Here is a 13,810-nt window from a genome sequence, read left to right on the forward strand (position 1 = left end):
CCATCGATTGCTCTCCCGCACGCACGGACTCCGCCATGACCCAGCTAACCGATCTGCCCCAGCTTGCCTCGCTCGATGCCATTGACCGTGCCCATCTGATCCACCCCGTGGCGTCGTGGCGCACGCACGAGCAACGCGGGCCGACCGTGCTTTCGTCCGGCAAGGGCGCATGGCTGACCGACGCGCACGGCCATGAACTGCTCGATGCGTTTGCCGGCCTGTGGTGCGTCAACGTCGGCTACGGCCAGGAAAGCGTGGTGCAGGCTGCCGCCGGGCAGATGCGCCGCCTGCCCTACGCCACCGGCTACTTCCACTTCAGCAGCGAGCCCGCCATCCAGTTGGCCGAGAAGCTCGTGCAGATCGCGCCCCGCTCGCTGACCCATGTGTACCTGACGCTGGGCGGCTCCGAAGCCGTGGATGCTGCCGTGCGCTTCATCGTGCAGTACTTCAACGCGATCGGGAAACCCACGAAGAAGCACTTCATTGCGCTGGAACGCGGGTATCACGGCTCGTCGTCGACGGGCGCGGGGCTGACGGCGCTGCCCGCGTTTCATCGCGGCTTTGACCTGCCGCTGGCCACGCAGCACTACATCCCGTCGCCGAACCCGTACCGGGCGGCCGACCCAGCGGATGCGCAAGGCATCATCGCCGGCTCCGTGGCTGCCTTGCGTGCGAAGGTGGCCGAGCTGGGCGCCGACAACGTCGCGGCGTTCTTCTGCGAACCGATCCAGGGGTCGGGCGGCGTGATCGTGCCGCCCAAGGGCTGGCTCAAGGCCATGCGCGATGCCGCGCGCGAGCTGGGCATCCTGTTTGTCGTCGATGAAGTCATCACCGGCTTTGGCCGCACCGGCCCCATGTTTGCGTGCGATGCCGAGGGTGTGGAGCCCGACGTCATGACGATGGCCAAGGGCCTCACCGCCGGCTACGTGCCCATGGGCGCCACGATGATCTCCGACGAGATCTATGCCGGCATTGCCGACGGCGCACCCGCCGGCGCACCCATCGGCCACGGCGCCACGTATTCCGCCCACCCGGTAAGCGCGGCGGTCGCGCTGGAAGTGCTGCGGCTGTACGAGGAAGGCGGCATCCTCGCCAACGGCCAGCGCGGTGCGGCCAGCTTTGCGGCGGGGCTCGATGCGCTGCTGGCGCATCCGCTGGTGGGCGATTCACGCCACCGCGGCCTGCTCGGCGCGCTCGAACTGGTGAGCGACAAGGCCACCAAACGCGGCTTTGACGCGAGCCTCGGCCTGCCGGATCTGATTGCCTCGGCTGCCTATCGCAACGGCATCGTGTTCCGGGCGTTCGGCGACAACATCCTCGGCTTTGCCCCCGCGCTGACGTATACCGAAGACGAGTTCGCGCAACTGTTCACCCGGCTGAAGACGACGCTCGACGACGTGCTGGCCGTGCCGGCCGTACGCGCGGCGCTCGGTTGACGCAACAACCTGACACAAGAGACGCTGGCTGCCGCAGAATCGATCCATCTTCCACGCACGCGCCACCGCCATGACCGAAGCTCTCAAGATCGACCGCCTGGACTTGCGCATCCTCGCGCAGCTGCAGAAGAACGGCCGCATGACCAACGTGGATCTGGCGGACGCCGTGGGCCTCTCGCCCAGCCCCTGCCTCATCCGCGTCAAGCGCCTTGAGCAGGCCGGCTATATCTCGGGCTACGGCGCGCACATCCGCATGGAGAAGCTGGGCGACACGCTCACCGTCTTCACTGAAGTCACGTTGTCGGACCACCACCGCGAAACCTTCGCGCGCTTCGAAGCCGCCATCCGAGACGTGGACGAGGTGCTCGAATGCCACCTGCTCAGCGGCGGCTACGACTACCTGCTGCGCTTCATCACGCGGGGCGTCAACCACTACCAGGAAGTCATCGAGGGCCTGCTGGAGCGCAATATCGGCATCGCCAAGTACTTCAGCTACATCGTCATCAAGTCGCCGTTCGTGAAGACGTACTGCCCGATCGAGCGGCTGTTTCCCAACCAGCGCTGATGCCACGTACCTGACGCTGGCGGGCGCACGAGGGTGCCGCTTGCCGTTCGCCGCGATCGCCGTGGCCGGCGTTACACCGGCCCTTTCCGTACGGCGTTCGCCACCCGGGAACGGGCGCTCATGCAGGCCTTTCGCACGCTCAGCACGCCATGCTGGCAACCCGTTTCAAAACAGCAGCTTCCTCATGATCGATGCGGCATTTCGTGACAAGCGCCTCGCAACTCTATGTTGCAATGACTCCAGTCAAAGGCCTTGAGGCGTACCGCGAAAGCCAGGCCATTCTTGGATACGGTGAGGAAGAATCCGCATGAGCACTGCCCTGATGCTGCACCGCGCCGATGGCGCGCCCCTGTCGACCGCATTCCGGCAAGCGGCACTGAGCGCCGAAGACCCGTTCGCGCAAGGCCGCGAGATTGCCTGGGAGGGCCCGAATGCAATGAGCGCCGGCCGCGCCAGCTTTGTTGGCCAACGCGACGTCGCGAGCTATCCCCATACGGAGACACTCGCCGTCGTGGAGGGCGAACTCACACTCAGCGCACCGGGCTCGGCGCGGCACGTCATCGGCGCGGGCGCCGGCGCGGTGATCGCCGCCGGCACGGCCGTGCGCATCGAGGCTGCTGCCGGCGTCCGGTTTGTGTTCTGCGCCGCCGCGGGTAACGCGCCCACGTCGCCGGCTCTCATCCCGCTGCGCGCAGATGCAGACTTCAAGCCGTCCGGCGGCCCGGCCCCGGAGGTGCTGCTCGGGCCCTCCCCGCAATGCCGCAGCGACAACGTCTTCACCGACGAGCCCACGCAATACCGCGCTGGCACCTGGGACTCGACGCCCTACCACCGCATCGTCCGCCCGCATCCGGTGAATGAATTCATGTACGTGCTCGATGGCGTTGTGCGATTTGCCGGCCCCGACGGCAACGCAGTCACCGTGAGCACCGGCGACGCCATCTTCGTGCCGCAGGGCGCGCCCATCGGGTGGGAGAGCACGCAGCGCGTGGCGAAGTTCTACGTGGTGCAAAACGCGCAAGCCTGAAAGAGCGAGGAGAGCCATCCATGTCCCAGCCGCTGCGTCTCATCGAGAGCGCCTCTTCCCTGCCAGCGCAAGCCGACGTCGTCGTGATCGGCGGCGGCATCATCGGCGTGTTTGCCGCCTACTACCTGGCCCGGCGCGGCGTGTCGGTGGCCGTCGTCGAAAAGGGCCGCATCGGCGCCGAACAGTCGAGCCGCAACTGGGGCTGGTGCCGGCAGCAAAACCGCGATGCGCGCGAGCTGCCGATGGCCACCAAGAGCCTTGAACTGTGGGAGCAATTTGCCGCAGACACCGGCGAAGACACGGGTTTCCGCCGCTGCGGCCTGCTCTATCTCAGCAACGACGAAGACGAACTCGCGCGCTGGACGAAGTGGCGCGATTTCGCCAGGACGGCCGGCGTGATCACGCACATGCTGAGCAGCCGCGAGGCCTCCGAGCGGGGCCGTCTGACGGGCCGCACGTGGAAGGGCGGCGTGTTTTCACCGAGCGACGGCACGGCCGACCCGGCGAAGGCGGCACCGTCGGTCGCAGCGGCGCTCATGAAACTCGGCGGCACGGTGCACCAGAACTGCGCCGCGCGGGGCATTGAGGTGGAGGGCGGCCGCGTGAGCGGCGTCGTCACCGAAGCGGGCACCATCAAGACGCGCACCGTGGTATTTGCAGGCGGGGCATGGGCCTCGTCGTTCTGCCGCCAGTTGGGCATCCGCTTTCCGCAGGCAACGGTTCGCCAGTCCATCGTGCGGGTGACCGGCGTGACCGAACCGGTGCCCGACGCCCTGCATACGGCGCGCGTGTCCATCACCCGCCGCAGCGATGGCAGCTACAACCTCGCCATCAGCGGGCGCGGACGCGTCGACCCGACGGCGCAGCTGCTGCGCTTTGCGCCGCAGTTCCTGCCGATGTTCGCGAAGCGCTGGCGCAATGTGTTCCCCGGCGGGTTGGAAGGCATTCGCGCGGGCCACGAAACCCTCGCGCGGTGGCGGCTCGATACGCCCACACCGATGGAGCGCATGCGGATCCTCGACCCCCGGCCCGATCCGGTCGCGGTCAGGCAAACCTACGACCGCGCCGTCGAACTGCTGCCGGTGTTCGGCCAGGCTGGTATCGCCAATGCCTGGGCCGGTTTCGTCGACAACACGCCCGACGGCGTGCCCGGCATCGGCGAAGTCCCGGAGGTCCCCGGATTCATCCTGGCCGCGGGCTTCTCGGGCCACGGGTTCGGTATCGGTCCCGGCGCCGGCCATCTGATTGCCGATCTGGTGACGGGTGAAAAGCCGATCTTCGACCCTGCCCCCTACGACCCGGCGCGCTTCAGGCACTCGGCCTGGGGCAAGGTCGCTGACTTCTAGGGCGGCAATACCGGGGGGCCATCCCACATGGCCACAGTTCAGGAACCGGATGGGACGGCGGCCAGCGCGCGGCGGGCGACTTCGCAAAACCAGCGCACGCCAAGCGGCAGCGCATCGTCGTTGAAGTCGTAGCACGGATGATGGAGCGGGTATTCGCCATCTGGGCCTGGCTCCGCGCGCCCCTGGCCGAGCCACAGATACGCACCCGGCTTTTGCTGCAGCATGAAGGCGAAGTCTTCCGAGGTGAACGCCGCGCGCGGCGCCATGTCGGCCTGCAGGCCGATCGCCTTCGCCGCATCCAGCGCGAGCTGGGCTTCGGCTGCCGTGTTGATCGTGGCCGGGTAGTAGCGGCGATACTCGACGTCGACCTGCGTGCCGCTGGCCAGCGCAACGCCGTGGGCCGTGTCGCGCAGCGCAGCTTCGATGCGGTCTTGTGAAGCCGCATCGAAGCTGCGCACCGTACCCGTCACGCGCACTTCGGCGGGCAGCACGTTATGGCTGCGGCCGCCCTCGATGCGCGTGACCGACAGCACCGCCGATTCGCCCGGATCAATACGCCGCGACACGATCGTATGCAGCTGCGCCACCAGCTGGCTGGCGGCGAGGATGGCGTCGGGCGTGTGGTGCGGCTGCGCGGCATGGCCGCCGCGTCCGCGCAGGGTGATGTCGAAGCGATCGGCGGCCGCCATGATCGGGCCGGGGCGCGTCTGTGCGTGGCCCAGCGGCAGGTCGGGCCAGTTGTGCAAGGCATAGACGCTGTCGCACGGGAAGCGCTCGAACAGGCCGTCTTCGATCATGCGGCGCGCGCCCGCCTGACCCTCTTCGGCGGGCTGGAAGATGAAACGGACCGTGCCATCGACGCCCGTGCGGGCAAGCTGGCGCGCGGCGCCGATCAGCATGCTCGTGTGGCCGTCATGCCCGCAGCCATGGTGCCGGCCCCGCACGCGGCTGGCATGCGGCGCGCGGCCAAGTTCCACCATCGGCAGCGCGTCCATGTCGGCACGCAGCCCGACACTGCGGCCGCTCCGGCCGCCGCGCAGCGTGCCGACCACGCCGGTGCCACCGACGCCCTCTTCCACCTCGAGCCCCAGCACCCGCAGCGACTGCGCCACGATGCCCGCGGTGCGGTGTTCCTCGTACGCGAGTTCCGGGTTGGCATGCAGGTCGCGGCGCAGGGCGACGAGTTCGGGCAGCAGGTCCGCCACGGGCTCCACGACGGCGTCGGGCTTCATTGGCCAGCCTCCACCGCATCGGCAAGTTGCGCCAGCGTGTGGAAGTGATAGTCCGGCACGGTGTGTTCGGACTCGATGGTGCCGCCCGAGCCCGGCATGCCATGGCGACGCTCGATCCAGCACGTGGCGATGCCAAGCCGCTTGGAGATGCCGATGTCGTGATACTGGCTCTGCGCCACGTGCAGGTTGTCGGTCTGCCTGTAGCCCCAGGCGCCTTCGTAGCGGCCGCGCGCGTAGGCGAAGTAGCGCGGGTTGGGCTTTTCGCACAGCGCGTCATCGCACGAGAGCAGCAGGTCGAATGGCGAGCCCAGCGTGCGCTGAAAATGCGCCAGCGCCCAGGATTGCGCGTTCGTCATCGTCACGAGCTTGAAGCGCTTGCGCAGGCGCTGCAGGGCCTCCACCGAGTCGGGAAACGCGGGCCACTCGGCCACCGAATCGCGAAAGCCCTTGGCAAGCGCATCGGTATCGGGCAGCCCAAGCTGCTGCGCGACGATGTGCCAGCACGGCACGAGGTCATCGGGGTACCACTCCGTCTGGCCGCGCTTGCGGGCTGCGCGATACGCCGCGAGGAACGCATCGTCCGTCACCGTGCTGTTGGGCACGGCGCGGCGCAGGTAGGCGAGCATGCCGCCCTCGAAATCGATCAACGTCCCGACGACGTCGAAAGTCAGCACCTTGAAATCCCGAAGGGCCATGAAATGCTCCTGAGTGAGTGAACGCCGAAAGCAGACAACGGGCCGACCGGCGCGCCAACCCGCTTGCACGGCATCAAGCTTAGAAGCAGCGGTGCGGGCGATGGTACCGTTCACCGACCACGACGCGGCAGCGAATTGCGTTTTTGGGCGCCGGGCGCCGCGATTGTTCGGCACGAAGATCAGCCCCAGCGAACGCGCCTCACATCCGGCCCAGCCTTCCGCCACGTTTTCGTTTCCAAATGTTACCGGCGTGAGCCAATGCCGACTTCGGCACTACGCAGCGGGCGTGGCCGTGCAGTAAAGTCCATGTCATGAAAGACGCCCGCCTTTACTCGCCTCTGATCGTGTTCGCCTTGCTTGCCGCGTGCGCTTCACGCACGCCCCAGCAACAAGCCGACGCCGCCCTCACAGACACCACGAGCGCAGCCGCAGCCGACAACGGCTGGCAGGCGCTGCGTGCCAAATACATGGACTGCGTCCAGCGCCGCGCCGCAGACGGCATCCCCGGCACGGCCCAGGCCAAGTCGGTCGTCTCAGCGGCCCTGAGCGCGTGCGAAGGCGACCTGAGTGCCATGCACGACGCCTTCCGCGACCACCTCAGCACGCAGATGTCGTCGTCGGGCGCGCGCCGGGCCTCCGACCGCGTCACGCAAGACACCCGCGAGAAAGCGCGCGTCTACCTCACCGGCTACGTCGAACACGAACGCTACGTGGCGAACTCGCGCTAGAGCGCTACAGCATCTCCAGCGCGCGCGGCCCCTTCGGCGGCGGGAAGATGTCGTCCAGCGCGGCGAGCTGCTCAGCCGTGAGCGTGTGCGACAACGCGCCGACGTTCTCCTTCAGCCGCCGGCGGTGCCCGGTCTTGGGGATGGCGATGATGTCGTCGCGGGCCAGCAGCCATGCCAGGGCGACCTGCGCCGGCGTCATGCCGCATTCGCGCGCAAAGCCGACGAGCTTCGGGTGCCGGAGCAGCCGCGCCTGCTCGATGGGCGAATAGGCCATCACCGGCACGCGGCGCTGGCGCAGCCACGGCAGCAGGTCCCATTCGATGCCACGGCGGCTCAGGTTGTACAGCAACTGGTTGACCGCGACCGCATCGCCGCCGGGCACCTCCCACAGTTCCTCCATGTCGGACAGATCGAGGTTGCTGACGCCGTAATGGCGGATCTTGCCTTCGCGCTGCAGGGCCTGCAGGCCTTGCACGGTCTCTTCGAGCGGCACGCTGCCGCGCCAGTGCAGCAGGTAGAGATCGAGGCGGTCGGTGCCAAGCCGCTGCAGGCTGCGCTCGCACGCGGCGGCAATGCCGCGCCGGGTCGCGTTGTGCGGGTAGACCTTGCTGACGAGGAAGACCTCGTCGCGGCGCCCGGCGATGGCCTCCCCGATCAAGGTTTCGGAGAGGCCCTCGCCGTACATCTCGGCGGTGTCGATAAGGCGCAGGCCCAGGTCGAGGCCCAGGCGCAACGTGGCGATTTCCTCTGCGCGCGCGGCCGGGCGGTCGCCCATGTTCCACGTGCCCATGCCGAGCGCCGGGACGCGTTCTCCATCGGGCAATGTGACTTGTTTCATGTCTCGCTTTCCGGTTGGGGAGCCAGACACGAATCTACAAGAGACCCGGCGCGTCGTTAAGGCGACAGGCGTCCGTTGAGAACTTACCCGCTGCTGAAGCAGTTACGCGTCAGTGCGCGGTCTGCGAGTGGCTGCCACCGGGCGTGGAAATGCCGCTCACGGCCTGGCCCGTCTTCTTCGGATTGCCGCAGCCCGCGATGTCGCCGATGGAGACGATGCCCACCAGGCGCTTGTCGCGGCTCACCACGGGCAGGCGCCGCACCTGGATGTTGCCCATGTTGTGCGTGACGTGGTCGAGGTCTTCGTCGTCGTAGCAGTACATCACTTCCTGCGACATCACATCGCCGATCCGGGTGTCGGGCCCGCGCCCTTCCGCTACCGCGCGTACGGCAATGTCGCGATCCGTCAGCATGCCGACGAGCCGGTCACCCTGCCCGACCGGCAGCGCACCGATGTCGCATTCGGACATCAGCCGCGCGGCGTCCTGAATGGTCTGATCCGGATTGACGAGCTTGACGTCCTGCGTCATCGCTTCTCGAACTCTCATGGAATCTCCTCATGCGCCGACTGGATGACCGGTTGCCCCAAGGGCGCCGGCGCGTTACGCCGATGGAACACTGATCACCCAGCACGGGCCGTACCCATTCGAACGCTTCATGCACGGCCAGCGGGAACGCCAATTGCGTGACCGCACGCGCCCGGGGCACGGTGCCTCGCGCCAGGCCGACGTGAAGCGCGTGGCAGGCCGCATAACCGCCGGTTGCGGCACTGTGGCGGCCATGCAGCCGAGGCGTGAAGCCGGTAGCCGTTACGCGCAGGTTGTACAAACGCGTCGCGCATGGTGCGGCCGGCCATCCAATAAAGAGAAAGGAGCACAGGAGACAACCATGTTGAGCCCCCATGAAATTGCGGCGCTGGTCCTGGTGTGCGAGGAGTCCAAACCCCGCGATCTCGACATGGCCGACATCGAGGCGCTGCTCGCACATCAGCTCATTACGCTCGAGCCGATGGACTCGGGGTTGAGCGAGCCGCGCGTCACGGTTCAGGGACATGCGTTGTTGAAGTCGCTCGGCGTCATGCGCACGCCGGCCCGCAGGGGGTGCCTCTCGGCCTTACGGTGACGGCACGGGCGCATCGGTCGGCCGCCTCTTCGGCGGCCAATGGAGGGCCGATCAGAGCCCGGCCACGGCGTGACGCAGCAGCAGCGCTGCCAGCACGAGCATCGTCACGCCGATCAGGCCGTCCAGCACGCGCCACGCCCCTGGCCGCGCAAACCACGGTGCCAGCCATCGCGCACCAAACCCCAGCCCCGTAAACCAGAAGAGGCTGGCCGAGCTTGCGCCCGCCACAAACCACCCGCGCAATCCGGCCGCCTGCTGCGCGCCAATGCTGCCGACCAGCAGGACCGTGTCGAGATAGACGTGCGGATTGAGCAGCGTGAAGGCCGCCGCCTGCGCAAGCGCCGCGACCCGGCTCATACCCTCGCCGCCCGCCGCCGCCCTCAGCTGGTGCGGATGCCGTGCGCGCCGCAGCGCCTGCACGCCGTAGAGCAGCAGGAAGGCGGCGCCCGCCACCGCCAGCCCTCTCGCCAGCGCTGGACGCTCCCCCAGGGCATGCGCCATGCCGAGCACGCCGGCTGAAATCAGCAGCGCATCGGCCATCGCACAGAACAGCACCACGCTGCCGACGTGCTCGCGTCGAAGCCCCTGGCGCAGCACGAAAGCGTTCTGGGCGCCAATGGCGACAATCAGCCCGAGGCTCAGTGCGAGGCCCTGCAGAAACACGGAAAACATCGGCGGAGCCGAGGAAAGTGCGGTCGTCATGCGTGCAGCTTGCCGGCACGTTGCGATGAAGACAAACTATATTTTCTTTACCTGATTCAGTTTTGCTAATTCCCATGCTCGATTACTCCGCCTTGGCCGCGCTGGCCGCCGTCATCCGCGAAGGCAGCTTCGAGCGCGCGGCGCGGGCGCTGCATGTCACGCCTTCGGCCGTGTCGCAGCGCATCCGGCTGCTCGAAGAGCGCGTTGGCTGCGCGCTGGTAGTGCGCGATCAACCTTGCCGCGCCACCGAAACGGGCCGGCGCCTGTGTCAGCACGTCGATCGCGTACGGCTGCTCGAACAGGAACTGCACGAAGCGCTGCCCACCCTGGCCCCTGAAGGCCAGGCGCGTGTGGCGCTGCCCATTGCTGTCAATGCAGACAGCCTCGCCACATGGCTGGCCCCGGCCATTGCCGGTTTTGCGGCAGCGCATCCGGTGCTGATGGATGTGGCGGTCGATGACCAGGACCACACGACCGAATGGCTGCGCAGCGGCGCGGTGCTGGCGGCCGTCACGGCAACGGCACGCCCGGCCGCGGGCTGCAACAGCCGTCCGCTCGGCTCCATGCGCTACCTGGCCGCAGCAAGCCCCGCGTTCATGCAACGGCACTTCCCCGACGGCGTGGGCGCCGGCACCCTCGCCAAGGCGCCAAGCCTCGTCTTCAATACCAAGGACGAACTGCAGACGCGCTGGGCACGGCGCCTTTGCCATCGGCATGTCGAGCTGCCGCGCCACACGCTGCCTTCGTCGCAGGCATTTGTGGCGGCCGCGCTGGCTGGCATGGGATGGGGCATGCATCCAGAGGCGCTCATTGCCTCGCATCTTGAAGACGGCGCGATGGTCGAGCTGGTGCCCGATACCCCGCTGGATGTACCGCTGCACTGGCAATACGCGCGGGCGGCTTCCACATTGCTCGATGGGCTGAGCCGCGAAGTGATGGCCGCGGCGCGCTCGGCGCTCCGGGCGCCGTGAGCGCTACAGCGCGTTGAGCGGGATCTTGAGGTACTGCACGCCGTTCGGTTCGGCAGGCGGCAGCGCGCCCGCGCGGATGTTGACCTGAATGGAGGGCAACATCAGGGTCGGCATGGAAAGCGTCGCATCGCGCTTCGTGCGCATCTGCACGAACTCGGCCTCGGTCACGCCGTCATGCACGTGGATATTGGCGCGGCGCTGTTCCGCCACCGTGGTCTGGCACATCGCCTCCCGGCCGGCGGGCGGATAGTCGTGACACATGTAGAGCCGCGTGTCGGGCGGCAGCGCCAGCAGGCGGCGGATGGACTGATACAGCGTGCCCGCATCGCCGCCGGGAAAGTCGCAGCGCGCGGTGCCGACATCCGGCATGAACAGCGTGTCGCCCACGAAGACAGCGTCGCCCACCTGATACGCCATGTCGGCCGGCGTGTGGCCCGGCACGGCCAGCGCCCTGGCTTCAAGCTCACCAATGCGGAAGACCTCATCCGGCGCGAACAGGTGGTCGAACTGCGAGCCATCCAGCCGGAACGAGGGCTCGAGGTTGAAGATCGGCTTGAAGACGCCCTGCACCACGCGGATCGACTCGCCAATGGCAATGCGGCCGCCAAAGCGCGCACGCAGGTACGGCGCAGCCGACAGATGATCGGCATGCGCGTGCGTCTCGAGCAGCCATTGCACGCGCAAGTCTTGCGTCTCGATGAACGCCGCCACACGATCGGCCGAGTGCGTCCGCGTGCGGCCCGATTTGGGGTCGTAATCGAGCACGGAATCGATGATGGCGCATTGCGTGCCCGGCCCTGCGTGGACCACGTAGCTCATGGTGCAGGTATCGGGGTCGAAGAACGGTTCGATCTGGGCGTGCATGGCGGGCTTTCGCAAACAATCTATATTTTTATAGAATATCGTCAGACATTGTGTCTGCCAATAGCGCAGATTTCGCCTGCGCAGCGCCCCGATGACCGATTCGACCACCGCCCCACCCGACGTTGTGCCGCTGCCCGAGGCGGCCATCTCCATGCTGCGCGCGTCTGCCTCGCAGGCGTGTGCGGTACTAAAGGCCATGGCCCACGAAGACCGCCTGCTGTTGCTGTGCCAGCTCACCCAGGGCGAGCGCAACGTGGGCGAACTCGAGGCGCTGGTGGGGCTGCATCAGCCCAGCCTGTCGCAGCAGTTGGGCGTGTTGCGCGATGAAGGCCTCGTGGCTACGCGCCGCGAAGGCAAATACATCTATTACCGGCTGGCGAGCTTCGAGGTCATCCAGATCATGCAGACGCTCTCCGCCCTGTACTGCGGCAAGGTCTTGAAGACGGTCACATAGGCCGCCTGCCGCACCCTTCCATCGATGCACCCGCCGGATAGCCCGGCGGCCTCCACTAGATCGCATGCTGACCGAACTCCCTTCTGTACCGCCCTTGGGCTGCGGCGCCGCGCGCATTGGCGTGGCTGCCGGCCTGCGCCCGCGGCGACCGCCGCGCGGCATCACGGTCGCGGGGCGCTGAGCATGTCGCCGTCGGAGATGGGCTGGATCCTCAGCGCGGGGCTCGGTTCCGTGGTGGGCCTCATTCTTGCGCTGACCGGGGCCGGCGGCGCCATTGTGGCGGTGCCGCTGTTGATCTTCGGGTTGCATCTGTCCGTGCAGCAGGCCGCGCCGATCGCATTGCTTGCGGTCGGCCTGTCAGCGGGGCTCGGTGCGGTGCTGGGCCTGCGCGAAGGCAAGGTGCGCTACAAGGCCGCCGCGCTGATGGCGGCATGTGGCATCGTGGCGTCGCCGCTTGGCCTCTGGGTCGCGCACCAGGTGCCGAATACCCCGCTGACCGTCGTGTTTGCTGCCGTCCTGGGCCATGTGGCGATGCGCATGTTCCGTCAGGCGCAGGCCGCCGGCCATACCGAACCGCAGCATCGGCATGCCGCCCCGCCCTGCCACCTCGATCAAACGACTGCCAGGCTCATCTGGACGCTGCCCTGTGCCCGCGCGCTCGCCGCATCCGGAGCGGGAGCCGGGTTCCTGTCCGGCCTGCTGGGTGTGGGCGGCGGCTTCGTGATCGTGCCGGCGCTTCGCCGCGCGACCGATCTGCCGATGCAGACCATCGTCGCCACGTCGCTTGCCGTCATCGCGCTGGTGTCGACGGGGGGCGTGGTTGCCGCGGCGATCGGTGGGCATGTCGATTGGTCTGTCGCGCTGCCGTTTGCCGCCGGTGCGTTGACCGGCATGCTTGTCGGCCGGCGCTTTGCGCGCCATCTGGCCGGGCCCGCACTGCAGCGCGGGTTCGCCGCATTTGCGGGCGTGGTCGCGCTCGGATTGATCGCCAGGGCCTTTATTTGACCGGATTGTTGCGAAAGCGGTACAATCGCCGGTTCCGGAGCGTAGCGCAGCCTGGTAGCGCATCTGATTTGGGATCAGAGGGTCGTAGGTTCGAATCCTATCGCTCCGACCACAATAAGCAGTCAAGCAAAACGGCTTACGTTCATCGCGTAAGCCGTTTTGCTTCGTGCACGACAAGCCGTGTCATATGCGGGTGCTATAACGACAGCATCGCTGCACTGCCTGACACCTGCTCATGAACCTCATCCTGTGGCGCCACGCCGAAGCCGAAGACGTGGCCGCACCGCTGCGCATCCAGCGCAGCACCGATCTCCAGCGTGAACTCACCAAGCGCGGCCACAAGCAGGCCGAGAAAGTGGCCGCATGGCTGCGTCCCCGCCTGCCCGAAGACACGCTGGTGCTCGCCAGCCCCGCAGTGCGCACGCAGCAGACAGCGCGCGCGCTGACCGAGCACTACCAGACCCTGCCCGCGCTTTCGCCGGGCGCGGACGTCAGCGCCATCCTCGACGCACTGGACTGGCCGTCGAATACGAATCTGCTGCTGGTCGGCCACCAACCGTGGATCGGGCGGCTGGCGAGCCTCCTCATCGCCGGCAACGAGATGGACTGGAGCGTCAAGAAGGCGGCCGTGTGGTGGCTATGCCGGCGCGTGCGCGAAGGCGAGGCGCAGACCGTGCTGCGCGCCGTGGTGAACCCCGATCTTGTGTGACACGACGTGCCTGTCACGCCAACGCCACGCAAAATTCACGCAACCGTCACGATTGACACCCTTTTGTCGCTGATCTGTCACGCAGCGTCTCTAGAATCGCCCCGAAATTCACCCATG

At 67.4% G+C, this 13,810-nt stretch carries 16 protein-coding genes and 1 tRNA gene; 11 read left to right on the forward strand and 6 right to left on the reverse strand.

The annotated features are described in order from the left end of the window. Positions 1 to 35 precede the first annotated feature (35 nt). From A6M56_RS12290 to A6M56_RS12305, 4 genes are all read left to right on the forward strand, one after another. Positions 36 to 1,436: an aspartate aminotransferase family protein gene (locus A6M56_RS12290; protein WP_045787055.1), complete on the forward strand. Its 1,401-nt coding sequence runs from the start codon at positions 36 to 38 to the stop codon at positions 1,434 to 1,436. 70 nt (positions 1,437 to 1,506) lie between these two features. After that, positions 1,507 to 2,001, forward strand: coding sequence for an Lrp/AsnC family transcriptional regulator (locus A6M56_RS12295; protein WP_045787056.1), 495 nt, complete (start codon positions 1,507 to 1,509; stop codon positions 1,999 to 2,001). A gap of 307 nt (positions 2,002 to 2,308) precedes the next feature. Further along, entirely contained in the window at positions 2,309 to 3,028 is a 720-nt protein-coding gene (locus A6M56_RS12300) for a cupin domain-containing protein (protein WP_102079882.1), read from the forward strand. 20 nt (positions 3,029 to 3,048) lie between these two features. Next, positions 3,049 to 4,374, forward strand: coding sequence for an NAD(P)/FAD-dependent oxidoreductase (locus tag A6M56_RS12305; RefSeq protein ID WP_102079883.1), 1,326 nt, complete (start codon positions 3,049 to 3,051; stop codon positions 4,372 to 4,374). Between the two features lie 38 nt (positions 4,375 to 4,412). Here the strand turns inward: A6M56_RS12305 and A6M56_RS12310 are convergent, their stop codons facing one another. Together A6M56_RS12310 and A6M56_RS12315 are read right to left on the reverse strand one after the other, a co-directional pair. Then, the gene (locus tag A6M56_RS12310; protein WP_102079884.1) at positions 4,413 to 5,606 is read right to left on the reverse strand and encodes a M20 aminoacylase family protein; all 1,194 of its coding nucleotides are present in this window, start codon (positions 5,604 to 5,606) and stop codon (positions 4,413 to 4,415) included. Continuing rightward, positions 5,603 to 6,301 carry an HAD-IA family hydrolase gene (locus tag A6M56_RS12315; protein WP_102079885.1) on the reverse strand — a complete coding sequence of 233 codons (699 nt, stop codon included), beginning with the start codon at positions 6,299 to 6,301 and terminating at the stop codon, positions 5,603 to 5,605. Before A6M56_RS12315 ends, A6M56_RS12310 begins: the two co-directional genes overlap by 4 nt. 311 nt (positions 6,302 to 6,612) lie before the next feature. Between A6M56_RS12315 and A6M56_RS12320 the strand changes: the two genes are divergently transcribed. After that, on the forward strand, positions 6,613 to 7,029 hold the full coding sequence (locus tag A6M56_RS12320; RefSeq protein ID WP_045787061.1) for a hypothetical protein: 417 nt from the start codon (positions 6,613 to 6,615) through the stop codon (positions 7,027 to 7,029). 4 nt (positions 7,030 to 7,033) lie between these two features. On the opposite strand, the gene A6M56_RS12325 is transcribed toward A6M56_RS12320, so the two are convergent. Further along, a complete protein-coding gene (locus A6M56_RS12325) occupies positions 7,034 to 7,867 on the reverse strand; it encodes an aldo/keto reductase (protein ID WP_102079886.1) in 834 nt (277 codons plus the stop codon). 109 nt (positions 7,868 to 7,976) lie between these two features. Then, entirely contained in the window at positions 7,977 to 8,414 is a 438-nt protein-coding gene (locus tag A6M56_RS12330; protein WP_045787063.1) for a CBS domain-containing protein, read from the reverse strand. A 340-nt stretch (positions 8,415 to 8,754) separates the two neighbouring features. On the opposite strand from A6M56_RS12330, the gene A6M56_RS12335 reads away from it, so the two are divergent. Next, positions 8,755 to 8,988, forward strand: a complete 234-nt coding sequence (locus A6M56_RS12335; protein ID WP_045787064.1) for a hypothetical protein — start codon at positions 8,755 to 8,757, stop codon at positions 8,986 to 8,988. A 51-nt stretch (positions 8,989 to 9,039) separates the two neighbouring features. Here the strand turns inward: A6M56_RS12335 and A6M56_RS12340 are convergent, their stop codons facing one another. Then, the gene (locus A6M56_RS12340) at positions 9,040 to 9,690 is read right to left on the reverse strand and encodes a LysE/ArgO family amino acid transporter (RefSeq protein WP_045787065.1); all 651 of its coding nucleotides are present in this window, start codon (positions 9,688 to 9,690) and stop codon (positions 9,040 to 9,042) included. Positions 9,691 to 9,764: 74 nt separating this feature from the next. Between A6M56_RS12340 and A6M56_RS12345 the strand changes: the two genes are divergently transcribed. Beyond that, positions 9,765 to 10,661, forward strand: coding sequence for a LysR family transcriptional regulator ArgP (locus A6M56_RS12345; protein WP_102079887.1), 897 nt, complete (start codon positions 9,765 to 9,767; stop codon positions 10,659 to 10,661). A gap of 3 nt (positions 10,662 to 10,664) precedes the next feature. On the opposite strand, the gene A6M56_RS12350 is transcribed toward A6M56_RS12345, so the two are convergent. Further along, positions 10,665 to 11,525: an MBL fold metallo-hydrolase gene (locus A6M56_RS12350; RefSeq protein WP_045787067.1), complete on the reverse strand. Its 861-nt coding sequence runs from the start codon at positions 11,523 to 11,525 to the stop codon at positions 10,665 to 10,667. A 91-nt stretch (positions 11,526 to 11,616) separates the two neighbouring features. Here A6M56_RS12350 and A6M56_RS12355 point away from each other — a divergent pair, with 91 nt between their 5' ends. The 4 genes from A6M56_RS12355 to sixA all read left to right on the forward strand — a co-directional run bounded on the left by A6M56_RS12355 (position 11,617) and on the right by sixA (position 13,693). Continuing rightward, complete coding sequence (locus A6M56_RS12355) at positions 11,617 to 11,979, forward strand: ArsR/SmtB family transcription factor (protein ID WP_045787068.1); 363 nt, start codon at positions 11,617 to 11,619, stop codon at positions 11,977 to 11,979. A 183-nt stretch (positions 11,980 to 12,162) separates the two neighbouring features. After that, positions 12,163 to 12,984: a sulfite exporter TauE/SafE family protein gene (locus tag A6M56_RS12360; protein WP_102079888.1), complete on the forward strand. Its 822-nt coding sequence runs from the start codon at positions 12,163 to 12,165 to the stop codon at positions 12,982 to 12,984. A gap of 35 nt (positions 12,985 to 13,019) precedes the next feature. Beyond that, positions 13,020 to 13,096: transfer RNA gene (locus tag A6M56_RS12365), tRNA-Pro, on the forward strand. 123 nt (positions 13,097 to 13,219) lie between these two features. Then, positions 13,220 to 13,693: a phosphohistidine phosphatase SixA gene (sixA, locus tag A6M56_RS12370; RefSeq protein ID WP_102079889.1), complete on the forward strand. Its 474-nt coding sequence runs from the start codon at positions 13,220 to 13,222 to the stop codon at positions 13,691 to 13,693. Positions 13,694 to 13,810: the final 117 nt, after the last annotated feature.

It is taken from the genome of Ralstonia sp. RL, from assembly GCF_001683835.1.
In the GTDB taxonomy this organism is placed as follows: Bacteria; Pseudomonadota; Gammaproteobacteria; order Burkholderiales; family Burkholderiaceae; genus Ralstonia; species Ralstonia mannitolilytica.